This window comes from Flavobacterium sp. AK-345 (genome assembly GCF_058310175.1).
Genome location: NZ_JBZEER010000002.1, coordinates 329,712 through 355,200, shown reverse-complemented (window position 1 = coordinate 355,200; position 25,489 = coordinate 329,712). Strand labels below are relative to the sequence as shown.

Below are 25,489 nucleotides of genomic sequence, written 5' to 3'. Positions count from 1 at the left end.
ATTCAACTACAAATTGCACCATGATAGCACACAACTCCAAGATTATCGGCGAAGGTTTAACTTACGACGATGTATTATTAGTACCTAACTACTCGAATGTGCTTCCTCGCGAAGTGAGTATCAAATCAAAATTTTCCCGTAATATAACACTAAACGTTCCTATAGTATCAGCTGCTATGGATACCGTTACCGAAAGTGCAATGGCAATTGCTATGGCGCAAGAAGGCGGAATTGGTGTTTTGCATAAAAATATGACCATCGAGCAACAAGCAGCGAAGGTTAGAAAAGTAAAACGTGCTGAGGCAGGAATGATTATCGATCCGGTAACATTACCAATGACTTCAACAATTGCAGATGCAAAAAATGCCATGAAAGAATTCGGAATTGGCGGAATTCCAATTGTTGACGAAAACAGAATCTTAAAAGGAATCGTTACAAATCGTGATTTACGTTTTGAAAAAAACGGAGCGAGACCAATTATAGAAGTAATGACCAGTAAAAACTTAGTTACTGTTGCAGAAGGAACTTCATTAGAACAGGCCGAAGTAGTTTTACAAGGCCATAAAATAGAAAAATTACCAGTTGTAAATGCTCAAAATGAATTAGTTGGACTAATTACTTTTAGAGATATTACAAAATTAACTCAAAAACCAATCGCTAATAAAGATACTTTTGGTCGTTTGAGAGTTGCTGCCGCAATTGGAGTTACTGGCGATGCAGTTCAAAGAGCTGAAGCGTTAGTTGCTGCAGGCGTAGACGCAATCATTATTGATACAGCACACGGACATACAGAAGGTGTTGTAAACACATTGAAACAAATAAAAGCAAAATTCCCAAACATTGATGTAATTGTTGGAAACATCGCAACTCCCGAAGCAGCTAAATATTTAGTAGAAAATGGAGCAGATGGTGTAAAAGTAGGAATAGGACCAGGTTCTATTTGTACAACACGTATCGTAGCAGGTGTTGGTTTTCCTCAATTTTCAGCCGTTCTTGAAGTAGCTGCGGCTATCAAAGGAACTGGAGTTCCGGTTATTGCAGATGGTGGAATTCGTTATACAGGAGATATCCCGAAAGCAATTGCTGCAGGTGCCGATTGTGTAATGTTAGGTTCATTATTAGCAGGAACAAAAGAATCTCCGGGAGAAACTATTATTTTTGAAGGAAGAAAATTCAAATCTTACCGCGGAATGGGTTCTGTTGAAGCCATGCAAACAGGTTCTAAAGATCGTTATTTTCAGGATGTTGAAGACGATGTTAAAAAATTAGTTCCGGAAGGAATCGTTGGTCGTGTTCCTTACAAAGGAGAATTAAACGAAAGTATGCTTCAGTTTATCGGAGGTCTTCGTGCCGGAATGGGATATTGTGGCTCAAAAGATATTCCAACTTTACAGGAATCCGGACGTTTTGTTAGAATCACGTCAAGCGGAATTACTGAAAGTCACCCACACAATGTTACTATTACAAAAGAAGCTCCGAATTATTCAAGATAATTTTCAGCTTTCACTATAAAACAAAAGGCATAAGATTTAATTCTTATGCCTTTTTTGATTTTTATTGAATAATCGAAATCCCATTATTCAATTCATCAATTATACCTTGATTTGGTTCTATCGCTTCGGCCTGAGCGCCGTATTGCATTTGGATAGAACCACCTTTTCCGTTGTAGATAAAACCTTGGTATTTGTATAAAATATCATTGTAATCTAATTCACACTCAAAGTAATTAACGGTAATATCGTTTATTTTCTTTTTATAGATTTTCAGGTTTTTGATCTTTCCAAACTCTTTGTATTCGTCCTGAATGGTACTTTTAAGATTTTTATCAGTAATAAAATAATCATATTCAATAAAGTACGCGTTTACTAAATTATACTTGTCATGAAATTGTGCATCCCAGTCTATAGAGTCTGTATTTTTAATCCAATGATCAGGATTGTATTTAATTTGATAAATTTCTTTTCGGCTTGTATAAGTTTCTAGTTTTGAATTCTTTTTTGTTTGCCCTATCGAAATAAAACCCGATAGTAAAAATAGGAAAAGTAGATTTTTTGACATGTGATATTTAAATTTTGGCTAATAATATGAAACGAAAGTAGCAAATAAAAATTACTTAGGATAAAAATATTTAAGAGATTTTTTTTACGCAGATTTTGCAGATTTGAACAGATCTTAAATATTTAATTAGCTACACAAATCAGCTAAAATCTTTTTAAATCTGCGTGAAAGAAAAAACTTTGTAACTCATCTTTACTTCAAAATAAAAAAGCCAACACAATTTTTAAAATTGCGTTAGCTTTTTCTGCGTAGAAATATATTATTTTTAAGGTGAAACAGCTTCCTGACCTGCTCTTACTTTTTGGTTATCTAGTATTTTTTGAATAAAAGGCTGTGTTTCTTTTTCAATATCAGATTCAGAAATATCCAATGCTTTCGGATCGTTAACTAATTCATACCAAGGTTTTGGCCCATCAAAATTATAGCTTCCAAAAACAATAACAGGAGTTCCCTTTACTTTTACGTTTTCTTTATCTTTCAAAATCCATTCATCTGCCCATTTATATAGGTATTTTGCATCTTTTTCAAGCAATCGCAAACAAGAATGAGAGGCAGGATATCCCGGTAATTCATACTGATGAAAACCAACTCCGAGTTTATTTTCGATATTAAAATTCCATTTTAAATCCCATTCGTCGTTAAAAGTACTTGTTGTTTGTTCTGCTTTCCAATTGGTAAAAAATAATCCGGTTGGTGTTGGATCTTTTTTTCTTCCCATATTTGTTGGACCGGTATAAACTAATTCTCCATTTTCGTAAGCGGCAAATGTTTGCGTTAGATAAGAAAAAATCAACACTTTTTCAACCTCTTCTAAACTCGAAACGTGAATAGGAAACGGAAGATAATAAGGCAAATCTCCACTAAAATCTGATGGAATAACAACAGAGTCCATTTTAGCTAAATTGGCTTTATCAGTTCTGTTTATGGCATATACAATATCTAATTTAGTCGAATCACTTTTATTAGTCTCAAGCCATTGTTTTGTTTTTTCAAAATGAAAGCTAACAGATGACGCAGGTTTTTTATATTCAATTGTTTTATGCGGTTTTGCTTCTTCCTCATTCGTTCTTGTAGTTTTGCTTTCCTTACAAGAAACTATTAAGGTTAAAATTAATAAAAACAAAATATTTGATGTGTAATATAACTTTCTCATAATTGGGATTTTTTAGTAGAGTAAAGTTATTTTTTTTACAGCTTAGACGAATTACAGAATTTTTGGAATTGTTTATTTTATTAACATTTTACTTTTTATAGATCTGAAGTGCATATAATTTTAAAAATCATAAACACATTACATTCCGAATATATACTTTTTAAAAAAATTAACCTTGACTAATATTTTATATAAAATTATAAATAGAACTTCAAGAATAATAGTTATGAGATAAAATTTAATTAAAGATTGCGTTCCTACTAAATACTTGGAAATTAAGATTGGTAAAACATGCCATAGATAGATACCCAAAGAGTTTATTCCTAACCATTGAATCGATTTAGATTCAAATAAGGAATCTGTCAGGGCTAGTTTTAAGCAAAGATTCAAAATTAAAAGATTTAATAGAAAGAAATTTAGAATTGATAATATCACACTATCATAAAAAAATAAATAAACAACAAGGCCTAGAAAAATAAAAGGGGTTATAATTTCAATTAATCTTAATTTTTTTATAGTTTTATTTCTATAACTAATTCCAATAAGAAAAAATATAAAAAAATAAGGTCTGAAGGTATATATGAGAATTGAAAATATTTTATTCAAAAAAGGGATTTGTGTATAGATTGAGGAATACTTATATAAAATAAAGAAGGTTATCGATATCAAAAGGCCTAAAATCAATATAATATTATAATTTGTGAAAAGTTTTTTAAAAAGCCATGTTAGTAGTATCCAGCTTAAAAAACCAGGAATAAACCATAAATGATAGAAGGGATAAATGATAGAATTTTTAAATTTTGCAATAGAAAATAAATTCGTTCCTAAAATGCAAGATATTATATAGTAAGATATTAAAGCAATAATCCATGGTAGTATTATTCTTAAAAAGTATTTTTTGAAGAGATCGTACAGATTTAATTCTGAAATTGTATTAATGTTTAGGAGGTATCCGGTTATTCCAATAAAAAGAGGCATATGAAAACTATAAATTAGAGTTCGCCAAATTGATTCACTTAACGCTCCCTGAATTACGTGTCCTATTATTACTAAAATAATTAATATACCTTTTAATAAATCAATATTTTTAATTCTTGTATTTTTTTCTCTCACTATAATGAGTTTTTATTGAGGTTAAGTTAAGTATGTAAGTATATTTAAATCAGCCCTTTTATCTTAGCATGCTGCAACAACATAATAGTTTTAGCATCTGTAATCTCACCAGATTCAAACATCGCATAAGCTTCATCAAAAGTATATTCCAATACTTCGATATTTTCCTGTTCAGCATCTAATCCACCGCCATCGTTTACTTTCATAGTTTCATCATACTCACCAACAAATAAATATAAAATTTCTGTTACAGATCCCGGCGACATATAAGTTTCAATAACTTTTTGAACTTTGCTTAAGCGATAACCCGTTTCTTCTTCCGTTTCACGAATAACTGCTTCCTCGGCATTGTCCTGATCCAAAAGTCCGGCGCAAACTTCGATCATCATTCCGGTTTTATTTCCGTTAAGGTAAGTTGGCAAACGAAATTGTCTCGTTAGAATTACGGTTTTTTTCTCGGTATTATATAATAAAATAGCGGCGCCATTTCCTCGGTCATAAACTTCACGAATATGCGATTCTACATTGCCATCTTTCTTTTGATAATCAAAAGTTACTTTGTTTAATACATACCAATTGTCTGATAATAACTTAGTTTCAGTAATTTTAATTTCTGGATTTTTCATGTGTGAAATGTTTTGTATAAAAAAACGCTCTGGTTATCAGAGCGTTTAGATGTATTATTTTGTTATTGTTTGCTTTCTGTCTGGTCCAACAGATACAATCTTGATTGGTACACCAACTTCTGCTTCAATAAACTCGATATATTCTTTTAGCTCGATTGGTAATTGATCATAAGTAGTCAATCCTGTTAAATCAGCTTGCCATCCTTTAAACTCTTTATAAATCGGAGTAACATTTTCAGGCTCGATGTTGTAAGGAAAGTGAGAAATGATTTGTCCTTTATAGTTGTATTCAGTACAAACTTTTAAAGTTTCCAAACCAGAAAGTACATCACCTTTCATCATCATCAATTGCGTAACTCCATTTACCTGAACAGCATATTTTAAAGCCACTAAGTCTAACCATCCGCAACGTCTTTGTCTTCCTGTAACAGATCCAAATTCGTTACCAACTCTTGCCATTGTTGCACCAACTTCGTCAAAAAGCTCAGTAGGGAATGGTCCGCTACCAACACGTGTTACGTAAGCTTTAAAAATTCCGTAAACTTCTTTGATTTTGTTAGGAGCAATTCCTAAACCAGTACAAGCTCCGGCAGCAGTAGTATTTGAAGATGTTACAAAAGGATAAGTTCCAAAATCAACATCTAATAAAGATCCCTGAGCTCCCTCGCATAAAATAGATTTACCTGCTTTTTGAGCCTGGTACATATATTCTTCACTGTCAATAAAATCTAATTTTTTTAATTCTTCAATAGCTTCAAAAAACTCTTTTTCAAGTTCAGCTAAGTTATATTGAATCGCTACATCATAAAAAGCAATCATTGCCTCATGTTTGTCAGCCAAAGCTCTGTAACGCTCTTTAAAATCTTCTAATTCAATATCTCCAACACGCAAACCGTTTCTACCGGTTTTGTCCATATAAGTTGGGCCAATTCCTTTTAATGTAGAACCAATTTTTGCTTTTCCTTTTGATGCCTCAGATGCTGCATCTAATAAACGGTGCGTTGGTAAAATTAAATGCGCTTTTCTTGAAATGATCAATTTGTTTTTGATGTCAAGGTTAAATTTCTCTAAACCTTCAATTTCTTTTTGAAAAACTACAGGATCAATTACAACCCCGTTTCCGATGATATTTACTGAATTTTTATGAAAAATTCCAGAAGGAATGGTTCTTAAAACGTGCTTAATTCCGTCAAATTCTAATGTATGTCCTGCGTTTGGTCCTCCTTGAAAACGTGCAATAATATCATAATTTGAGGTAAGAACGTCAACAATTTTTCCTTTACCTTCATCTCCCCATTGTAATCCTAGTAATAAATCTACGGTCATTCTGTTTTAATTTGCGTTGAGGCAATCTAAGTCGCCCTACTGATTAATGTAGTTAATTTTCTTTTTTTTTATTTTTTGAATAATTCCTTTCCGGATTATTGTTTTTGTTTTTTGTTTCCGTAGAAATAAAGTGAATGATTCGTGATTTCGATATCAAATATTTCTTCGATTGTTTTTTTGATGGTTTGAATTCTTGGATCACAAAATTCAATTACTTCGCCAGAATCAGTCATGATAATATGATCGTGCTGTTTGTCGAAATATGATTTTTCGTAGTAAGCCTGATTTTGTCCAAATTGATGTTTTCTAACCAATGCGCAGTCTAACAATAACTCAATCGTGTTGTATAAAGTTGCTCTACTCACACGATAGTTTTTGTTTTTCATTTTGATATAAAGATTTTCTATATCAAAATGCTCTTCGCTATCGTAAATTTCCTGAAGTATAGCATAGCGCTCAGGAGTTTTGCGATGCCCTTTTTGTTCAAGATACATTGTAAAAACGTTTTTTACAATTTCTTGATTTCTAGTGTTGTCAGTTGAAATGAGTGTCATATCCGGCAAAGATAATTTTTTATTTTTAATGAATAAAAGTTTCGGGTTTAAAGTTTAACGTTCAAATCTATATTCGATTATGAATATCACATTAAATACAAGGTTTTACAACGATAAATTTTAGAAAGTTCACAAGAACTTAATTAACATAATTATTTTTATTTATGATAAAACTAACAAATTTTTAGTTGGTTTTGGACATATACATGAACCAGTTCCATTCCCAGGTTTTTCCTTTGTCATCAGACATTGCCTGACTCCAAACCGGATTGTTTTCATCTCGTGCATCCCATCGAAATACCTGAATTACATTTTTCCCTTCGAATACATCTTTCGAAAAAAAATGCCCTATTTTATTTTCAAAAGAACCTACAACCGGTTTATCCAAAGTTCCCGAAGTCGAATCTGCCCAATAAATACTCCACAATTTTGTTTTTGGATTAAAAAGGCGAACCGTCATTCCTTCAAAAGGTTCTCCGTCAAAAGTGGCAAGGAAATTATCGATATTTCCAATTCCGTTTAAAATCTTGTACATTTCCTGAGTTGATGGAAATTCAATCCATTCGTTAGAATTCGCGAATCTTTTTTTTAATTTTTTATTTCGAATAACAGATTTTCCCTGAAAAAAATCAAAATCATCTTTGGAAGAAGATTCAGAAGCGACAATTATAAGTTCGCCATTTTCATCAAAATTTAATTTCGGAATTTCTAAAGAATCTGTTTTCATAATCATTTTTTAAAGAATAAAGCTATGTTCTGTATTCGCGAGTGACTTTGTCAACTCCGTCTACTTTTTTAATTGCGTTGATCATTTTCTTCAAAATAGTATTATTTTTCACAATAACCGCAATCTGACCATGAAAGATTCCCGCGTCAGTACTCAGTGAAATACTTTGAATATTAACGCTCATATTGTTCGAAATCACTTTTGTTAACTGATTTGTAAGTCCCAAAACATCCATTCCTGTAATGTTGATAATGGCTTTGAATTCTTCCTGAGAAGAGTCAATCCATTTGGCACTCATAATGCGATATGCATAATTAGATTGCATTCCAATAGCATTCGGACAATCTTTTTTATGCACTTTTATTCCTTCATTGATGGTTACAAATCCAAAAACATCATCACCCGGAATTGGGTTACAGCATTGCGAAAGTTTGTAATCAAGTTTGTCATGTTCGGTTCCAAAAACCAGCATGTCATAATTACTGCTAATCACCGGTTTATGAATGTCTTCTGCGGCAGTTGTATCTTTATTTCGCTTAATTTTATTTTTAAAGAAATTGATAATCGTATTGCCTTTTTGGGCTGCGTAATCTTTTAATTGCTGATTTTCGATAGCGCCAATTCCAACTCTGTAAAATAAATCTAAACTTGTTTTTAGCTTGAAAAAGTTTACCAATTCATTGATAACCTGTTCACTGATTGTTATTTTTAGATGTTTAAGTTTTCGGGTAAGCAGTTCTTTTCCTTCTTCGGCAATTTTTTTAGTATTCTCGTTAAGAACGTTTTTAATCTTATTTTTTGCTCTCGAAGTTGTAACATATTCCAGCCAGTTTACAGTTGGTTTTTGGTTGGCCGAAGTAATAACTTCAACCTGATCACCACTTTTAAGTTCATGATTTAAGGGAACCAATCGTCCGTTTACACGCGTTCCTCTGGTTTTAATTCCAATTTCAGAGTGAATGCTAAACGCAAAATCCAGCGAAGTTGCCCCTTTTGGCAATGACTTAATTTCTCCTTTTGGTGTAAAGACGAAGATTTCTTTTGAATATAAATTCATTTTAAAATCTTCAACAAAATCTACCGCATTCGTTTCCTGATTTTCAAGAGCCTCGCGAAGTAAATTCAGCCAAACATCTAAACCGCTTTCTTCGGTTGCTCCGTTTTTGTATTTATAATGTGCAGCGTAACCTTTTTCTGCAATTTCATCCATACGCTCACTTCGAACCTGAACTTCTACCCAACGGCCTTTTGGCCCCATAACGGTAATGTGCAAAGCTTCGTAACCGGTTGATTTTGGAGATGAAATCCAGTCGCGTAAACGGCTCGGACTCGGTCTGTAATGATCTGTTACGATCGAATAAATTTTCCAGGCCACAAATTTTTCGTCATGCGGATCTGCTTTATAGACAATTCTAAGGGCAAATTTGTCATACACTTCATCAAAACTTACATTTTGAGCGCGCATTTTTCTACGAATAGAATAAATAGATTTCGGACGGCCTTTTATGATATAATCAATCTCTTCCTTATCCAAAGATTTTTTCAAAACATCCGAAATATCCTTGATATAAGCATCCTGTTCTTCTTTTGTTTCCCTGATTTTGCTTACGATATCATCATAAACGGCAGGTTCAGTGTATTTTAAGCCAAGATCTTCCAGCTTGGTTTTAATATTGTAAAGTCCCAAACGATGGGCGAGAGGGGCATAAATATATAAAGTTTCAGAAGCTATTTTGGTTTGTTTGTATTCCGCCATTGAATCCATGGTTTGCATATTGTGCAAACGGTCGGCCAATTTGATTAGGATAACACGCACATCATCGTTCAAAGTCAGAATCATTTTTCTGAAATTTTCGGCCTGCATCGACGCATTCAAATCCTTTTGAACCATCGAAATTTTAGTCAGACCTTCAACCAATTGTGCCACTTTTGGGTTGAATAAACGTTCAATATCTTCAACCGTCATGGGTGTATCTTCAACAACATCATGCAATAAAGCCGCAGCAATAGAGGTCGCTCCCAGACCAATTTCTGAGGCAACAATTTTTGCAACTGCAATAGGATGAAAGATATACGCTTCTCCAGATTTACGACGCTGCTCTTTATGCGCATCAACTGCAACGTCAAAAGCTTTTCGAATAAGTTTTTTGTCAGTTGGGCTTAAAGTTTGGTAGCTAATTCGGAGTAATTCTTTGTATTCCTGCGCAATTGCTTTGTTTTCTTTTTCAATATCTATTTCTATCATAACGGCATAGTTCAAGTACTAAAAATAAGAATAAGTTCCAACATACACAAGGGAATGGAGTGTAGATTTATGATATTAGATTTTAGATTTTTAGCACATTAAAGGACTTCAATTCAACTCATTCTAAAATCTAAAACCCTCTCTGACGTTTCGCTTCAAAAATTAAAATAGCAGCAGCAACAGAAACATTCATGCTGTCGATTTCTCCCTGCATCGGGATAATGATGTTTTGTGTAGCGGCATCACGCCATTCCTGCGTTAATCCGGTTGCTTCGGTACCTACAACTAAAGCGGTTGGAGTTGTGAAATTTTGAGTGTGATAAGATGTTGAATTTTGTAAAGTGGCGCAGTAAAAATCAATCTTTTTTTCTTTTAAAAAAGCAATAATTTCAGCTGTAGTTCCCGTTGCAATTTGGTTGGTAAACAAACAGCCAACGCTTGAACGCACAATATTCGGATTGTATAAATCGCTTTTTGGGTTTGCAATCAAAACAGCATCCAGATTTGCAGCATCAGCAGTACGTAAAAGTGCGCCAATATTTCCAGGTTTTTCTGGTGCTTCAGCCACTAAAATTAATGGATTTGCTGATAATTTTAAATCTGATAACTGCATTGATTTGGTTTTGGCTATTGCCAAAACACCTTCGGTAGTATCACGGTAAGCCAGTTTTTGATAGACTTCTTTATTGATTTCTATCATTTGAATTGGTGAATTCACCAATTTATTAATTTCAATTTCTGAAACTAATTCCGGTAAAAATAAAACCGTTTCTATTTCGTAACCGCCTTTTATAGCTAATGAAATTTCACGTAATCCTTCAATCAAAAAAGTTCCGGTTTGTTTGCGGGCTTTTGCTTTTTCCTGCAGTAAAACGAGTGATTTTATATACGGATTTTGAATTGATGTGATTTGTTTCATTTTTTTTAAGGCTCAAAGTTGCAAAGGGGCAAAGGTACAGAGGTTTTTTTCTTCCTGCAAGGTTTTCGAAACCTTGTAGGTGTTTAATACCTTAACTAAAAAAATAGCCACGAATTCACGAATTATTTGCTTTCTATTAATAAAAATTCGTGAATTTGTGGCGAAAAAATCATTTATCAAATACTTCTGAAATCTCTTTTGCTACAGGATGTTCTGCTGTAAAAGTATAGCCCATAATTTTTGCAATAGTCTGCGCAAATTGTTTTTGGTAGAATTGAGAATCTGTTTTAATTTCGCCTTTTGGAGCAATTTCAGGACCAATTGCCGCAAACCAAATTTGAGAGGCGCCCGCAATTTTATCTCCATGACTTGTCCATTCAGATTTTACTTTGTCGCCACGACCGTGATCTACAGTGATTAGTAAAGTCGTTTTATTTTTATATTGCGGATCGTTTTGTATAAAAGTCCAGATTTCCTTAATCCATTTATCCACTTGGTTTGCAGCGTCGAGATACGATCTGTAATGTCCGTGATGTGCCCATTCATCGGTTTCACCATAGGAAATATAAAGTACTTTTGGTTTATTGGTTTTGAGTTCGTTCAACGCTTCATAATGTGTAAAAACGTCCAGGCATTCATCTTCATGAAAGGGCTTAAACGAATTGTCGCGCATTTCATTTAGTAATTTTTGATTTTCAGTTGGCTTATTTCCACCCACTTTATCAAATGCAGAAATTACAGGAAAACCACTTCTTTTTTCATTCAAAATGCGATCAAAAGCATCCCAGGCTCCAAAAGCTGCAACTTTTCCTTTAATTTTAGATTGTTGATTTAAAAACTCCAAAACATTCACATTCGGATTTGGTTTGTAATCGTTGGAATTGACTGCAATATCTACATTTCCCGTAAATATTTCGCTATATCCCGGATAACTAAACCAATATGGATTTGTAACATCAACTTTATTTCCCAGATCACGATTGCCGTAAATTTGACCTTTCACAGCAATTTCAGACCATAAAAAAGGCATTATTTTCTGACGGCGTTCTTTAAAATCTGTACTTCCATATTTTTTATAAATGTAAGTACTGTCGTCCTGATTGAATCTTTTATCATTGGCAATTTCAGCATCCATTCCTTTAAAAACTTCCTGCCATCTAAAACCATCTGTGGTAATAATAATGATGTTTTCTGTTTTTTGTGCGTGCGATAAAAAGCCAAATAAAATGATGAGAATAGAAAATGCTTTTTTCATATGTTTTGAGTTATGAATGTTCAGAGAAACAAAGATTCAAAGATTTTTGCTTATTATTACATTTAGATTATGAAATTCACAACTTAGTAATACTCATTTTACATTTTCACAACATACATTTCACATCTTTACAAAATCCCTCTCGCTTTAATTTCCAAATATTTATTAATTGCATCCAAAGTTAAATTCTCAGGCTGCGTTAAAACCGAATGAATTCCGTATTTCTTCAATTCATTGGCGATTAAGCGCTTTTCGAACATAAATTTTTCAGCAATTACTTTGTCGTAAACTTCCTGAATTGTGTCGGTTTTTTTATTGATGATTTCGTTTAATTCCGTATTGCTAAAGAAAACAACAACCAATAAATGACTTTTTGCAATTCCCTTTAAGTAGGGCATTTGGCGGTTTAAACCGTCCATTGTTTCAAAATTGGTGTATAGAATAATCAAACTTCTTTGGTTGATATTCTTTTTGATATCAACATACAAACGGCTGTAATCACTTTCAAAAAAATCTGTTTTGATGTTGTATAAAGTTTCGAGGATTTTTTGCATTTGCGAACCTCTTTTTTCGGCAAAAACTCTGTTTTCGACTTTTTTCGAGAAAGCAAAAATTCCGGCTTTGTCTTGTTTTTTCAGAATCACATTTGCCAGAACCAACGTCGAGTTTATCGCATAATCAAGCAAACTCAAACCATTAAAAGGCATTTGCATCACGCGGCCTTTATCAATCGCCAAATAAACCGATTGTGATTTTTCGTCCTGAAACTGGTTCACCATCAAGGCATTTTTCTTCGCTGTGGCTTTCCAGTTTAAAGTTCGAAGATCATCGCCCTGAACATATTCTTTAATTTGCTCAAATTCCATTGTGTGACCAATTCGGCGAATTTTCTTGATTCCGTATTGGTATAAATTATTCGAAAAAGCCAGTAAATCGTATTTTCTTAACTGAATATAAGATGGATACGTTGGCACCATTTTATCTTTATCAAAAGTAAATCGTCTTGAAATCAGTTTTAAAGGCGAAGAAACATAGATGTTTAAATTTCCAAAGTAATATTCACCACGTTCTGTCGGGCGCAAATCGTATCCAATTTTATCCTGACCGGAAGCTTTTATATTTCTAATTATTTTGAAATCGCGTACCTGAAACTGAAACGGAATTTCGTCAATAATTTTAATCGAAATTGGAAAAGTATAATGGTTTTTGATCGAAATACTAACAGGATTTAAATCTCCGTTCGAAAGTTTTTCAGGAGTTTCTCTTGAAGCTTCAATTCCGGTTTTAGCCAGATATAAAATTAAAAGATCAAGTGCCAGAAAAGTGATTAATACCAAAATAATAAACCAGACTCCGTTGTATAAATTCGGAAAAATAAAAGCACAAACAAACAATCCTATAATGCCCAAAAGCACATAGAAAAAGAAGTTGTTGAGATATAGACTTTTTATGAATTTCAATTTAAAAGAATTTAAAATTTAATTTTATTCCTGTATTTTAGTGAAACTAGAATAACCGAAACCATCTAAAACAGCTATTTTCCAGATTCCATTTTCCTTAACTGCCGTTACTTTATATTTAGGAGTTTCTTTCCATTCTGTCCACGTCCAGAAAAAAGTAGCTTTATTATTTTCAATTTTTAGGTTGTTTACTTTCAGGGTTTTCCAAAACTTCTCTGGATTATCCTGACAATCACACCACGGATTACTGTCATTACCATAGGGTGGAAGTTCGCCCACAAAATATTCAGCTTTATTGGTTTTAAGATTGTCACCAATTTTTAACCCAATTTTATTATAATTGTCGATAAACTGCTGCGCAAAAAAGTTCGATTTTTTAAGTTCTTCGACTATTTTGTTATGTGTTTTTACATTTAAAGCAACATATTTATCGCCTTTTTTGTTGGCAACCACATCAAAATCATTTTGTGTTTTTTTAGTCTCAATCCATTCATAAGCTTTTCTTATTAAGGTTTCGATTTGTTGTTTATCACTTTCGAAATAGACAGACATATTTGTGTTTTCAGCAGCTTTGATAGGCTGAAATACGAAAAATAAAATTACAAATAAGGGTAAAAAAAACAGTTTATTTAATCTCATTTTTCAGATTTTAAGTTCTCCTGCAAGGTTTTCAAAACCTTGTAGGTGTTCATTATTATTTATTCCGGATAATTAAATACCTACAAGGTTTTGAAAACCTTGCAGGAATGAGAACTATCGTGGAATTTCTACAGTTTCAATAATTTGCTTGATAATTTCAGCACTTGTAATTCCTTCCATTTCACGCTCGGGAGCTACAATAACGCGGTGTTGTAAAACCGGAGTTGAAGCTTCTTTAATATCTTCGGGAGTTACAAAATCACGACCACGAATAGCCGCAAAACCTTTGGCAGCGTTTAAAATTGCGATCGATGCACGAGGCGAAGCTCCTAAATATAAAAAGGCATTTTCTCTGGTGTTTACCACAATTCTTGCAATATATTCCAACAGATTTTGTTCTACCCTGATTTGTTTGATTAAAGCCTGATATCCTTTTATTTCCTGTGCTGAAAGTATGGTTTTTATCGCCTCTAATTTTCCATGATCCTGCAATAAATGCTCTCTTTGAATGATCAGGATTTCTTCGTCCAGTTTTGGATAATCAATCGTTATTTTGAATAAAAAACGATCTAATTGCGCTTCCGGCAAACGATACGTTCCTTCCTGCTCAATTGGGTTTTGTGTAGCAATTACCAAAAACGGGGTTTCCAGCTGATATGCAGAACCGTCAATTGTAATCTGGCGCTCTTCCATTACTTCAAAAAGGGCGGCTTGGGTTTTGGCAGGCGCGCGGTTGATCTCGTCAATTAAAATTAGATTCGAAAAAATTGGTCCTTGTTTGAACTCAAATTCTGAACTTTTTAAGTTGAAAATCGAAGTTCCCAAAATATCAGAAGGCATTAAATCCGGTGTAAACTGAATTCGGCTAAAACCGATATTTAATGTTTTTGATAATAATTTTGCTGTAATCGTTTTGGCAACTCCCGGAACACCTTCAAGTAAAACGTGTCCGTTTGATAAAATGGCAACCAAAAGCTGGTCGATCATTTTATGCTGACCCACAATAACGGTTTCCAGTTCTTTTTTGATACTGTTAACGTGCTCTAAAAGTGGAGCAAGGTTTATTCTTGTTTCAAAATTCACGTTTTCGTTTGTGATTTCTGTTTCAGGTGTATTAAAATCGTCCATGTTTTGGTCTTTTTCTTTTGGGTTTATTTTTTTTGCCACAGATTAAATGATTTCACAGATTTTAAAATCATTTTAATCCTTAAATCTGTGGCAAAATATTTTTTTATTTAATGTAAAACTTTCTCGATTGCATTATTAATTCTGATTAAATCTTCCTCGAGACTTCCGTGATAACTTTTTCGATGTTCGTTGATTAAAAACACCAATTCGCGAATATTATTTTCATCTTTTCCTGATTTATGATGCAATTTATTAATGAAATCGTCATCTAGTTTTGTTGTATCGATTAGATATTCATTTCGAATTCTTTCGAGGAAATAAATGATTTTTTTATCGATTATATTGTCGTGATCGCCTTCCTGGTAATATAAATTCCCGATGGTTTTTGTAAAATCAAGCGTTAAATTAGGCAATGGTTTTACTATCGGAACAATTCTTTGTTTTCGTTTGGCATTAAAAATAATAAAAATCAAAATTCCGATTAAAAATAAATACCAGGCCCATTTTAATGCCGGCTGGCTCATAATATAACGCAAAGGCGAATCTGAAATCGATTCATTATTTTGCCCTTTTGTGTACCAGTAAACATTTCCTTTTGGAACATACGAAAGTACACTTTCTGCATACTTATAGTGGTCTTTTTTTAATAAATGATAATTAGTAAAAGCCACAGGTTTTGTGTGCAAGTAAAAATAACCATTGATATAAGGCACTTTTATAAAATCAATTTGTTTTTTATTTTTATTTCCCTGATATCCTAAAACGGTTGTCATCAGAGTATCAATTTTCGAAAAATAATAGTTTCCAATTTCTTCTTCTCCTATCGTATATTTTTTCGGATTTAGTTTTTTATTAGCCATCCAAACCGAATTCATTTTTTCGTTTGGAAAACTGGTGTTGATTTCAATTTTCAGACTGTCTAATAATGATTTCGGGAAATTTTTCATGCTCAAAAAAGCATTATTTCCGTGTGAAACAAAATAAAAAAGTTCTGTAATTGACTGATCGTCAATTTGACTGTATTCTGAAATATTAAAAAACGTACCTTTTATTTTGTATTTTCCTGCAGTTGTATCAGGAACATATTTTGAATCTAAAAATTCATAAGGTGTTACGGCAGAAACTCTTTCAATTTTCTGATTTTTTAAAAGACCATTTATTTCTTTGTCAAAAACATACAATCCAAACGGAATTTTATCATTGACAGAATAGGTTGGTCGCCAATCGATTGGTTTTTGCTTATCGTGATCTGCTATTAAAATGATGACGAAAACTAAAATCAAAATAGCAATATAAATTTTAATGGATTTACTCATTGCTAAATGTTTTTAAAGATTTCTTAAATCGGCTTTCGGCTTTTATAAAAGTGTTTTCATCGATTTCAAATTCGCCATACCAAATATGGTTGTATAAATAAGATAAATACATGAATTCTTCTCTGTGTACGGGTTTTTGAAGCTCGTACAAATAATCAGAATTTGTTTTTTCGATATCCCATTCTATATAATGATTTTGCGCCATGACTTTTAAAAGCCAAAGATAATAATAGCGGACGGCGATTCTTTTTTCTCCGGCTGCAATACTTTCTTTAATTAATTTTTCGAAATCAAGAAGATGAATATTCTTTTCGATATCAGAATAATAGATTGTTTTTTTGTGTGCATTTTTTCCAAAAATCCATTGCCCTTCTTTGGCTATTATTGCTTTTACAATCAAATAGATTACAAAAATGATAACTAAAGCGGCGATGACTTTTAATAAAATAGCAACAAAATTTAACGATGCTTCCGGATTGCTAAAAGTGAATAATCTTCTGAAAATACTGGCGAGCCATTCTTTAAAATAATCCCAGGCGCCTTTTTCGGGTGCTTTATATTCGTAAACGAAATCAGCGTCTTTGTATTTTTTTTTGAAATCTTGTTTGAAGTTTTTTGCTTCAATAGTATCTGAATCTAGATGAATATCTTTTTCGGTATATTTTACAGATTCGACTTTTGGCGGATCAACCGTAGCCGAAGAATCCTGCGCCTGCGAAATGCTGCAATAAAATAGAAAAGATAAAACGAAGAAAAATTTGTTCATTACTGGTTCCTTATTAATTCAATTTGGCAGATAGCGGTTGTGTTTTTTTGTATACAATAAAAGGATAAACCAAATAATAAAATGAGATGATGCCAAGTGTAACCAGAATGATTAAACTGCTTAACCAATTGGGCATATCAATAGAATATCGGGTAATAAAACCTTCAAGAAATCCGGCACTAATCGTGAATGGAAATGTGCTCAGGAATATTTTGAAACTGTTTTTGAAACCTATTTTAAATGAATTGATTCTCGAAAAAGTTTTTGGAAAAAGGATGGAAGCTCCTAAAATAAATCCGGCAGCTGTTTCGATAACGATGGCAAAAATTTCCATAGAACCGTGAATCCAGATTCCGCGAACGCTTTTCCAGAAAACATTCTGGTCGTAAAAAAAATATTGAAAAGCACCCAGCATAATACAGTTTTGCAGGGAAATATAAAAAGTTCCCAGACCACCAAAAATACCATAAATGTAGCATTTTGCGCCCACATATAAGTTGTTCATGGTAATGCCAACAAAACTTCCCCAATTGCTTCCGGAACCATAAACGGCCATTGGATCTCCTTTTTTGATGTTTTCCAAAGTCATGTTTACATATCCATCACCTAAAATTAAGCGAACGAAATTTTGATCGTATCGTGCTGAAATCACACCAATACCAACTGTTATAAAAAACAGAACAAAAGCATACATTAAATATCTTCTGTAATCGTACACCAAAAGCGGGACTTCGGTTTTAAAAAACTCAACAAATCTGTTTTTTTCGGATCGTTTGGTTTTGTAAATCTTCTGGTAAATCTGCGAAGCAAGATGATTTAAGTAAATTACGGTTTTGCTTTTTGGATAATAAGTTTGGGCATACGATAAGTCATTCATCATTTGAATGTACAAATTAGCTAACTCATCAGGATTTTTTTTAGCTTTACCAAAAATAGCTAGCTCAAATTCCAGCCATTTTTCTTTATTTTGTTTTATGAAGGCGACTTCTCTCATTGTAGGCTAAAATATAAAATATGTCAGAATTATCAATAAATACAACACAAAATGTTAAAATAAATTTTAAAGCAGCATCAGCGGGCGAGCGAATAGGGTCTCATTTCATTGATTTTGGTATTAAAATAGCTTATGTAATCGTGATTTGGAGCATCGTTTTTTACTGGCTTCAATTAGACAGATTGTTGGATAGTTTAGATTCATGGTCCAGAATGACCATTCTTTTACTTTTATATTTTCCTGTTATCATTTATTCGATCACTTTAGAAAGCATTTTTGAAGGACAAACCATTGGTAAAAAAATAGTCAAGATAAAAGTCGTTAAAATTGATGGTTATCAGGCAGGTTTTGGTGATTATTTAATGCGCTGGTTTTTTAGGCTTATCGATCTAAGTCTGTTTTTTGGAATTATTGCTTTGGTAACTGTCATAATAAGTAAAAAAGGACAGCGTTTAGGAGATATGGTTGCGGGTACGGCCGTTATTACTTTAAAAAATAAAATTAATATTAGTCATACCATTCTCGAAGAAATAGGTGAGGCTTATGTGCCAACGTATCCTTTGGTTATAAAATTGACTGATAATGATATGAGAATCATTAAAGAAACATTTTTAAAAGCAGATCTTAAAGATGATTACGAAACAATTGTTAAACTGGTTTCTAAAATTGAAAGTGTAACGGGAATCAAAAACCAATCAGGAAATTCGAAAGATTTTCTTCGTACAATTTTAAAAGATTATAATTTTTATACACAAAATATGTAATTAAGTAATTTAATTTAAATGATTTAAGTAGGAAGTTTTCTTAACTTTGTTTGTAAGTAAAACATTAATATTTTATTATTTGACTTAAATTAGAAATACTATGAAATTACAAAAAGCTTTGACAATTATAGTTCTGTTGCTTATTCCGTTTGTTAATTTTGCACAAGGAACAAAAAAACTGGATAAAATTATAAAAAGAGATTATCAGATAATAGAATGCACAATTGCAAAAATATCCGATAAAACCGTAGAATATTCTTTGCCGGGAGAAACAGTACAAATTTCGCTTGATGTTTCTCAAATTGCCAGAATTGAATTTACCAGCGGTCGTTCTCAAACTTTTGATGTAACGCCTGAAAATACTACTCAAACATCTTCAAATCAAAATATTGCTGTTCAGGAAATTAAACCCAATACAATTGCAGTTTTACCAATTCCGTATATAAATTCAGATACCCAACAAAGCTCTGAAGATATGGCGAAATTTGCCCAAAACGATATGTACAATAAGTTATTAGACAAGTCAGCCAATATTTTTCCACTGACTGTTCAGGATTTAAGAACGACGAATAGTTTATTGCACAAAGCCGGAATTGATCATAATAATATTGATGAAACACCAATTGAAGATCTTCAAAAAATTCTGGGTGTCGACAATATAGTGGCGGCGAAAATCTCGTACACAATGTCATCTAGCTCAACAGCTTCGACTTACGGAAGCGGAAGTACAACGGTCAGCAACAATGATAAAAAAGTCAAGTCTACAGATTATTCGACTACAACTGCCAATACACAAATGTATTATTACTACAACGTGTATTTTGATATGTACAAAAACGGTACGAAAATATACTCACAAACGCGTCAGCCTTTCCTTAAACTAAAAGACAGCTGGATAGATTCAGTTTCTTATTTATTAAAAAGAAGTCCGATTTACGTGAAAAAATAGAATTTTGGATAAAAAAAGAAGCAAGATTTAAGAAGCAGGAATAATGTCCTTTTAACCATTGTTTCTCTATGTTCTTAAACTAAAGAAAACCTTTGTACCTTTGCGCCTCTGAACCTTTGAACCTCAAAAAAGAATGTTTCATTTATTAGATATTATTGGTACAATGGCCTTTGCCATGTCTGGTGCTTTAACGGCAATGCATAAAAAACTGGATCCGTTTGGTGTTTTTATTATTGCTTTTGTGACAGCAGTTGGCGGCGGAACGCTTCGTGATGTTTTAATAGGAAGAACGCCGGTAGGCTGGATGCTGAATTTGCAATATGTTTACGTGATTATTTTAGGTTTTGGTCTTGCGATTCTTTTTAGAAAAAAGTTTGATAAACTGCGTACTTCCTTATTTTTATTTGATACAATTGGTCTTGGCGTTTTTACTTTAATTGGCCTTGAAAGAGGAATTATGACAGGTTTGCATCCTGTAATTTGTATCGCTTTAGGAACAATGACAGCTTGTTTTGGCGGTGTAATAAGAGATATTTTGTGTACAGAAATTCCAACTATTTTTAGAAGGGAAATTTATGCAACGATTTGTATTTTTGGAGGAATAGTATTTTTTGGATTAAGAAAACTGAATTTGGAAGATGATGTTTTATATCTTGTAACTTCGGTTGTGATTATTACGGTACGATTAATGGCTGTAAAATTCAAATGGTATTTACCAGCATTTGATCATAAATAAGAAAAAACATGCCACAAATTTCACGAATCTTCACAAATTAATTCGAGTTAATTTGTGACCCGAGCGATAGCAAACAGGCGAAGCAAATTAGTAGCAAAAAGAAAAAATATTGGCGACATATACCATAAAGAAATACGAACAAAACGATTGCAATACCTGGAATGAGTTTATTGCTCAGGCCAAAAATGCAACGTTTTTATTTCATCGTAATTTTATGGAATACCATCAAGATCGTTTTGAAGATTTTTCGCTTTTAGTTTTTGAAGATGAAAAATTAAAAGCTGTTTTGCCAGCCAACATAAAAGAAAATTTTGTGTACTCACATCAGGGATTAACTTATGGAGGTTTGGTTTATAAAGAAGAAACAAAACAAGCCTCGGTAATCGAAATTTTTCATGATATTTTGTTTTTTTTGAGTGAAAATAAGATTCAAAAATTACATTTAAAAACACTTCCGTCTATTTATCATCTTAAACCTGCTGATGAAATTTTATACAGTTTGTTTTTGGCAGAAGCCAAATTAATACGACGCGATTCACTTTCGGTTATTGATTTATTACAAGAAAATAAAATTTCAAAAATACGTAAGAGAGGTATTCAAAAAGCAGTTTCAAATCAGTTAATTATTAAGGAAGAAAATGATTTTGAATTATTTTGGAATGAAGTTTTAATTCCAAATTTAAAAGCAAAACATGATGCAAAACCTGTTCATTCGATAGAAGAAATGAATTCTTTAAAAGCTCTTTTTCCTCAAAATATTCATCAGTTTAATGTTTATTCAGAAGATAAAATTGTGGCCGGAACAACTATCTTTGAAACTAAAACCGTTGCACATTGTCAATATATCTCAAAAAATGAAAAGCAGGAAAATTTGGGAAGTTTAGATTTTTTGTTTCAATATTTGATAAAAGAAAGATTTGCTGAAAAACGTTTTTTTGATTTTGGAATTTCAAATGAAAATCAAGGAAAAAACCTCAATGAAGGATTATCATACTGGAAAGAAAGTTTTGGCGCAAGTACAATAATTCATGATTTTTACGAAGTTGAAACTTCAAATTATAATAAGTTAAATGGTATTTTTGTTTAACCAATTAAAAATAGAATGATACCATTTCTTGATCTTAAAAAAGTAAACGAACCATACGAAGCTGCTTTTCAGGAAAAACTGAAATCAATTTTAAGTAATGGCTGGTATATTTTAGGAAAAGAAGTTGAAACATTTGAGAAAGCTTTCGCCGAATATTGCCAAACCCAATATTGTATAGGAGTTGGGAATGGTTTTGATGCTTTAGTTTTAATTTTTAAAGGTTATATTCAATTAGGGAAATTGCAAAAAGGAGACGAAGTTATTGTTCCTGCAAATACTTATATTGCAAGTGTTTTGGCGATTTTGCAGACAGATTTAGTTCCGGTTTTGGTTGAGCCAAAATTAGAAACCTACAACATCAATCCTGATTTGATTAGGGAAAAAATCACTTCAAAAACAAAAGCAATTCTGGTTGTTCATTTATACGGACAATTGGCTGAAATGGCTGAAATAAATAGAATTGCAGACCAAAATAATCTTTTAATAATAGAAGATGCAGCGCAATCTCATGGAGCGGCTGCAAATTCCAATAATTTTATCCCGAAGCATCGGGACCAAATCCCAAATGCATCGAATTTTACGCTGAGCGATCCCGAAGCTTCGGGAGAAGAGTCATCAGGTGCAAAAGCATATAGTTTTTATCCAGGGAAAAACTTAGGTTGTCTAGGCGATGGAGGAGCAATCACAACCAACGATTCAGAATTGGCAAAAGTGCTTTTTTCGCTTCGAAATTATGGTTCTGAAAAAAAATATTACAACGAATATATTGGTGTAAATTCAAGATTAGACGAGATTCAGGCTTCATTTTTAAATTTAAAATTGCCCAATTTAAATGCTGATAACGATAAACGCCGAAAGATTGCAAAGCGTTATTTAGCTGAAATTAAAAACGAAAAAATTATCCTGCCTTTTTGGGATTTTTCAGAAAATCACGTGTTTCATTTGTTTGTTATTCGAACTGAAAACAGAGAAGAATTGCAGGAATATTTAACGCAGAATAATATTCAGACCGTAATTCATTATCCAATTCCTCCACATAAACAAAAAGCATTTCCGGAATGGAACAATTTATCTTTTCCAATTACAGAGAAGATTCATAATGAAGTTTTGAGTTTGCCGATTAGTCCTGTTTTGACAGAAAGGGAAGTTAGTTTTGTAATTGAAGTTTTAAATAGATATTAAGTTGGACTTTATAAAAAAAATAACGCAAACTAATCTGTTTAAAATTACGTCTTTAAATAGTTTGAGCGTATTGTTAAAATTAGGAACAGGTCTGATTACTTCAAAGTTACTAGCTGTTTTTGTGGGGCCAAGTGGGATGGCTTTAATGGGTAATTTGCGTAATTTTATAAGTTCGGTTGAAGGTGTTTCTACATTGGGATTTCAAAACGGTATTGTAAAGTATATAAGTGAAAATGAAAATAATAAAAAGGAGTTAAAAAAAATAATTTCTACTCTATTGATCAGTTTTTTAGTAGTGGCTTTTTTTCTAAGTATTCTTATTTTTATCTTTTCAGATTATTTTTGCTATAAAATTTTTGGAAATAATTTACAATACGCAATTGTTCTAAATGTAGTTGCATTAGTTTTGCCTTGGAATGCCATTTCGATATTGTTTTTGTCTATTTTAAATGGATTAGGCAAGTATAACAAAGTGATTTATGCCAATATTATTGCTAATATTTTATGCGTGTTACTTTCTTTCGTGCTGATATTTTATTTTAGAACAATTGGTGCGTTTTTTTCTATTGTTTTTGTTCCTCTTGTTTTAGTTTTTGTAACGTCCTTTTATTTACCTGAAGAAATTAAAAGCTTTATTAGGATAAAGTCTTACGAATTTGATTTTAAAATTTTAAAAAACTTTTCGTCTTTTTCTCTAATGGTTCTTCCACCAACAATATTAAGTCCGATTTTTAAATTGAAAACAAGAATTTTTTTGATAGATAACGTTGGATTGGATCAGACCGGTTTTTGGGAAGCTATTACAAAAATCTCTAATTTATATTTACTATTTGTTAGTACAATTGTAAGTGTTTACTTTTATCCTCAATTAATAAAAGCAAATGCGATAATTGAAACAAAAAAAATAATTTTGAGTTTTTATAAATTCATTCTTCCTGTTTTTATTTTAGGTATGTTTTTAATTTTTTTTTCAAGATTTATAATTGTTAAAATATTATTTACAGATGAATTTTTTCCTGTTTCTGAATTGTTTTTTTGGCAATTAACTGGCGATGTTTTTGGAATTTGTGGGTTGATTTTAGGGTTTTTATTAATTGCACAAAAAAGGACTTTTCACTATATAATTATTGAGGTTTTAGCTATACTTTTTTTATATTTTGCAAGTCTTTTTTGTATAAAAACTTTTGGTCTTCAAGGAGCTTTAATTGCTCAATGTCTTGAGGCTTTACTGTATCTAATTGTATTAATGGTATATTTTAGAAAATATTTATTTTAGAATTATGATTCAAGATTTGCTAGTAACGATTTTTGTGCCAGTATATAATGGGGATAAATACTTGAACGAAACTTTAAGTTCGATTAAGAATCAAACCTATACCCATATAGAAGTTTTGTTGGTCGATGACTCTTCGACTGATGGAAGTAAAAATATTTTAAATGAATTTGCTAATAATGACAATAGATTTAAAGTTTTTACAAAAAAAAACGGAGGAATGGTTTCTGCTTCGTGGAACTTTATCATGTCCGAAATAAAGGGTGATTATGTATTCTATTCTTCTCAAGATGATATTTTTTCGCTAGATCTTATTGAAAAAATGGTCAAAAAGCAAAAAGACACTAACGCAGATAGTATAGTCCCGGATATGGAGTTTTATTTTGAAAACAAAAAAAATAATAAAAAAATAATTGGCTTGAACGGCAATAGGGCTGTTGTTTTGAGTGGAAAAGAAGCCTGTACAGCATCATTAGATTGGACTATTCACGGTTTTCCATTAACAAAAACTAGTTTGTTACGAAACGAATTTTTTTTTGAAGATGCTTTTGATACCGACGAATTTATAAGTCGAAAGCTATTTTTGAATAGTAATAAAGTTGTTTTTTGTGAAGGGATGTTTTATTATAGGCAAGATAATTTGGATGCTATAACTAAAACTTTTACGGTTAAAAACTTTTACACTTTAAATACATTATTCAGACTTTTTTGTTTGGTTAAAGATAATAATTTTGATAAAAGCCTGATCATAAATACCCAATATTCAATACTTAAGAGGTATATACAATTATCTTCCAGATTTCAATTTTATAATTTTGAAACCGAGATTGATAAAGAAAAAGTAATATTTTACTTATCTGATTTTAAAAAAAACAGATTAGAAAGTTCTTTTTATTTTTTAACTCTTGGTTATGCAATATTGTCAATGAGGTTAAGATATCTTTTATTGGTGATCGTTTTTAAAATACCTGTTTTATTTGATCTTATGATAAGTATTAATGCAAGAAGAAGAAAGCAATACTATAATCTAAAATCAATTTAATACTGGAATTATTCTTAAGAATTATAATTGGGTTAGTAATTTATTTGTTCATCTACCGGTTATTAAAATTACAGCAATTAATTGAGAGGTGGAGAAGTGTTTTTGAACTTTAAAAAAATGCAAAAAAAAAATCTTATTAACAATAATTTTTAAAAGACTATATATTTCTAGTTTTGA

Annotated in this window: 24 protein-coding genes; 8 read left to right on the top strand and 16 right to left on the bottom strand. The window is 32.0% G+C overall.

Going from position 1 to position 25,489, the window contains the following annotated elements; translation table 11 throughout:
* Positions 1–20: 20 nt before the first annotated feature.
* Positions 21–1,493, top strand: coding sequence for an IMP dehydrogenase (guaB, locus tag AC4FQ3_RS05815; RefSeq protein ID WP_042566403.1), 1,473 nt, complete (start codon positions 21–23; stop codon positions 1,491–1,493).
* 61 nt (positions 1,494–1,554) lie between these two features.
* Here the strand turns inward: guaB and AC4FQ3_RS05810 are convergent, their stop codons facing one another.
* The 16 genes from AC4FQ3_RS05810 to AC4FQ3_RS05735 all read right to left on the bottom strand — a co-directional run bounded on the left by AC4FQ3_RS05810 (position 1,555) and on the right by AC4FQ3_RS05735 (position 18,279).
* Entirely contained in the window at positions 1,555–2,058 is a 504-nt protein-coding gene (locus AC4FQ3_RS05810; RefSeq protein ID WP_042566402.1) for a hypothetical protein, read from the bottom strand.
* 265 nt (positions 2,059–2,323) lie between these two features.
* On the bottom strand, positions 2,324–3,211 hold the full coding sequence (locus AC4FQ3_RS05805; protein WP_491181205.1) for a L,D-transpeptidase: 888 nt from the start codon (positions 3,209–3,211) through the stop codon (positions 2,324–2,326).
* 138 nt (positions 3,212–3,349) lie between these two features.
* Positions 3,350–4,324 (bottom strand): acyltransferase family protein, encoded by a 975-nt coding sequence (locus AC4FQ3_RS05800; protein ID WP_491181204.1) that lies wholly within the window; start codon positions 4,322–4,324, stop codon positions 3,350–3,352.
* A 44-nt stretch (positions 4,325–4,368) separates the two neighbouring features.
* A complete protein-coding gene (locus tag AC4FQ3_RS05795) occupies positions 4,369–4,950 on the bottom strand; it encodes an NUDIX domain-containing protein (protein WP_302095189.1) in 582 nt (193 codons plus the stop codon).
* Positions 4,951–5,004: 54 nt separating this feature from the next.
* Complete coding sequence (locus AC4FQ3_RS05790) at positions 5,005–6,276, bottom strand: adenylosuccinate synthase (RefSeq protein ID WP_042566398.1); 1,272 nt, start codon at positions 6,274–6,276, stop codon at positions 5,005–5,007.
* A gap of 95 nt (positions 6,277–6,371) precedes the next feature.
* Positions 6,372–6,830, bottom strand: coding sequence for a Fur family transcriptional regulator (locus AC4FQ3_RS05785; protein ID WP_029268726.1), 459 nt, complete (start codon positions 6,828–6,830; stop codon positions 6,372–6,374).
* 184 nt (positions 6,831–7,014) lie between these two features.
* Positions 7,015–7,557, bottom strand: coding sequence for a hypothetical protein (locus AC4FQ3_RS05780; protein ID WP_491181203.1), 543 nt, complete (start codon positions 7,555–7,557; stop codon positions 7,015–7,017).
* 22 nt (positions 7,558–7,579) lie between these two features.
* Entirely contained in the window at positions 7,580–9,802 is a 2,223-nt protein-coding gene (locus AC4FQ3_RS05775; protein ID WP_042566397.1) for a RelA/SpoT family protein, read from the bottom strand.
* Positions 9,803–9,932: 130 nt separating this feature from the next.
* Entirely contained in the window at positions 9,933–10,721 is a 789-nt protein-coding gene (locus AC4FQ3_RS05770; RefSeq protein ID WP_491181202.1) for a TrmH family RNA methyltransferase, read from the bottom strand.
* A 169-nt stretch (positions 10,722–10,890) separates the two neighbouring features.
* A complete protein-coding gene (locus AC4FQ3_RS05765; RefSeq protein ID WP_491181201.1) occupies positions 10,891–11,976 on the bottom strand; it encodes a phosphoglyceromutase in 1,086 nt (361 codons plus the stop codon).
* 128 nt (positions 11,977–12,104) lie between these two features.
* Complete coding sequence (locus AC4FQ3_RS05760) at positions 12,105–13,436, bottom strand: DUF58 domain-containing protein (protein ID WP_042566394.1); 1,332 nt, start codon at positions 13,434–13,436, stop codon at positions 12,105–12,107.
* A gap of 24 nt (positions 13,437–13,460) precedes the next feature.
* Complete coding sequence (locus AC4FQ3_RS05755; RefSeq protein ID WP_491181200.1) at positions 13,461–14,075, bottom strand: hypothetical protein; 615 nt, start codon at positions 14,073–14,075, stop codon at positions 13,461–13,463.
* A 114-nt stretch (positions 14,076–14,189) separates the two neighbouring features.
* A complete protein-coding gene (locus tag AC4FQ3_RS05750) occupies positions 14,190–15,203 on the bottom strand; it encodes an AAA family ATPase (RefSeq protein ID WP_042566444.1) in 1,014 nt (337 codons plus the stop codon).
* A gap of 107 nt (positions 15,204–15,310) precedes the next feature.
* Complete coding sequence (locus tag AC4FQ3_RS05745) at positions 15,311–16,519, bottom strand: DUF4350 domain-containing protein (protein WP_491181199.1); 1,209 nt, start codon at positions 16,517–16,519, stop codon at positions 15,311–15,313.
* Positions 16,512–17,285 (bottom strand): DUF4129 domain-containing protein, encoded by a 774-nt coding sequence (locus AC4FQ3_RS05740; protein WP_491181198.1) that lies wholly within the window; start codon positions 17,283–17,285, stop codon positions 16,512–16,514. Before AC4FQ3_RS05740 ends, AC4FQ3_RS05745 begins: the two co-directional genes overlap by 8 nt.
* A 13-nt stretch (positions 17,286–17,298) precedes the next feature.
* Complete coding sequence (locus AC4FQ3_RS05735; RefSeq protein ID WP_463461786.1) at positions 17,299–18,279, bottom strand: stage II sporulation protein M; 981 nt, start codon at positions 18,277–18,279, stop codon at positions 17,299–17,301.
* A gap of 20 nt (positions 18,280–18,299) precedes the next feature.
* On the opposite strand from AC4FQ3_RS05735, the gene AC4FQ3_RS05730 reads away from it, so the two are divergent.
* The 7 genes from AC4FQ3_RS05730 (at position 18,300) to AC4FQ3_RS05700 (ending at position 25,312) form a co-directional block, all read left to right on the top strand.
* Positions 18,300–19,043, top strand: coding sequence for an RDD family protein (locus tag AC4FQ3_RS05730; RefSeq protein WP_073393130.1), 744 nt, complete (start codon positions 18,300–18,302; stop codon positions 19,041–19,043).
* A gap of 100 nt (positions 19,044–19,143) precedes the next feature.
* Complete coding sequence (locus AC4FQ3_RS05725; RefSeq protein WP_491181197.1) at positions 19,144–19,992, top strand: hypothetical protein; 849 nt, start codon at positions 19,144–19,146, stop codon at positions 19,990–19,992.
* 133 nt (positions 19,993–20,125) lie between these two features.
* On the top strand, positions 20,126–20,728 hold the full coding sequence (locus tag AC4FQ3_RS05720; protein ID WP_073393134.1) for a trimeric intracellular cation channel family protein: 603 nt from the start codon (positions 20,126–20,128) through the stop codon (positions 20,726–20,728).
* 109 nt (positions 20,729–20,837) lie between these two features.
* Positions 20,838–21,815, top strand: a complete 978-nt coding sequence (locus AC4FQ3_RS05715) for a GNAT family N-acetyltransferase (protein WP_491181196.1) — start codon at positions 20,838–20,840, stop codon at positions 21,813–21,815.
* A gap of 15 nt (positions 21,816–21,830) precedes the next feature.
* Positions 21,831–22,997, top strand: a complete 1,167-nt coding sequence (locus tag AC4FQ3_RS05710; protein ID WP_491181195.1) for a DegT/DnrJ/EryC1/StrS family aminotransferase — start codon at positions 21,831–21,833, stop codon at positions 22,995–22,997.
* A 1-nt stretch (position 22,998) separates the two neighbouring features.
* Positions 22,999–24,273, top strand: a complete 1,275-nt coding sequence (locus AC4FQ3_RS05705) for an O-antigen translocase (RefSeq protein WP_491181194.1) — start codon at positions 22,999–23,001, stop codon at positions 24,271–24,273.
* Positions 24,274–24,277: 4 nt separating this feature from the next.
* Positions 24,278–25,312 (top strand): glycosyltransferase family 2 protein, encoded by a 1,035-nt coding sequence (locus AC4FQ3_RS05700; protein WP_491181193.1) that lies wholly within the window; start codon positions 24,278–24,280, stop codon positions 25,310–25,312.
* The last annotated feature ends 177 nt before the right edge of the window (positions 25,313–25,489 follow it).

Coding starts and splice junctions, on each gene's coding strand:
- AC4FQ3_RS05765 (WP_491181201.1), bottom strand. CDS start 11,976: ATGAAAAAAGCATTTTCTATTCTCATCATTTTATTTGGCTTTTTATCG.
- AC4FQ3_RS05810 (WP_042566402.1), bottom strand. CDS start 2,058: ATGTCAAAAAATCTACTTTTCCTATTTTTACTATCGGGTTTTATTTCG.
- AC4FQ3_RS05790 (WP_042566398.1), bottom strand. CDS start 6,276: ATGACCGTAGATTTATTACTAGGATTACAATGGGGAGATGAAGGTAAA.
- AC4FQ3_RS05770 (WP_491181202.1), bottom strand. CDS start 10,721: ATGAAACAAATCACATCAATTCAAAATCCGTATATAAAATCACTCGTT.
- AC4FQ3_RS05745 (WP_491181199.1), bottom strand. CDS start 16,519: ATGAGTAAATCCATTAAAATTTATATTGCTATTTTGATTTTAGTTTTC.
- AC4FQ3_RS05700 (WP_491181193.1), top strand. CDS start 24,278: ATGATTCAAGATTTGCTAGTAACGATTTTTGTGCCAGTATATAATGGG.
- AC4FQ3_RS05740 (WP_491181198.1), bottom strand. CDS start 17,285: ATGAACAAATTTTTCTTCGTTTTATCTTTTCTATTTTATTGCAGCATT.
- AC4FQ3_RS05785 (WP_029268726.1), bottom strand. CDS start 6,830: ATGACACTCATTTCAACTGACAACACTAGAAATCAAGAAATTGTAAAA.
- AC4FQ3_RS05735 (WP_463461786.1), bottom strand. CDS start 18,279: ATGAGAGAAGTCGCCTTCATAAAACAAAATAAAGAAAAATGGCTGGAA.
- guaB (WP_042566403.1), top strand. CDS start 21: ATGATAGCACACAACTCCAAGATTATCGGCGAAGGTTTAACTTACGAC.
- AC4FQ3_RS05720 (WP_073393134.1), top strand. CDS start 20,126: ATGTTTCATTTATTAGATATTATTGGTACAATGGCCTTTGCCATGTCT.
- AC4FQ3_RS05780 (WP_491181203.1), bottom strand. CDS start 7,557: ATGAAAACAGATTCTTTAGAAATTCCGAAATTAAATTTTGATGAAAAT.
- AC4FQ3_RS05730 (WP_073393130.1), top strand. CDS start 18,300: ATGTCAGAATTATCAATAAATACAACACAAAATGTTAAAATAAATTTT.
- AC4FQ3_RS05775 (WP_042566397.1), bottom strand. CDS start 9,802: ATGATAGAAATAGATATTGAAAAAGAAAACAAAGCAATTGCGCAGGAA.
- AC4FQ3_RS05795 (WP_302095189.1), bottom strand. CDS start 4,950: ATGAAAAATCCAGAAATTAAAATTACTGAAACTAAGTTATTATCAGAC.
- AC4FQ3_RS05755 (WP_491181200.1), bottom strand. CDS start 14,075: ATGAGATTAAATAAACTGTTTTTTTTACCCTTATTTGTAATTTTATTT.
- AC4FQ3_RS05750 (WP_042566444.1), bottom strand. CDS start 15,203: ATGGACGATTTTAATACACCTGAAACAGAAATCACAAACGAAAACGTG.
- AC4FQ3_RS05725 (WP_491181197.1), top strand. CDS start 19,144: ATGAAATTACAAAAAGCTTTGACAATTATAGTTCTGTTGCTTATTCCG.
- AC4FQ3_RS05805 (WP_491181205.1), bottom strand. CDS start 3,211: ATGAGAAAGTTATATTACACATCAAATATTTTGTTTTTATTAATTTTA.
- AC4FQ3_RS05710 (WP_491181195.1), top strand. CDS start 21,831: ATGATACCATTTCTTGATCTTAAAAAAGTAAACGAACCATACGAAGCT.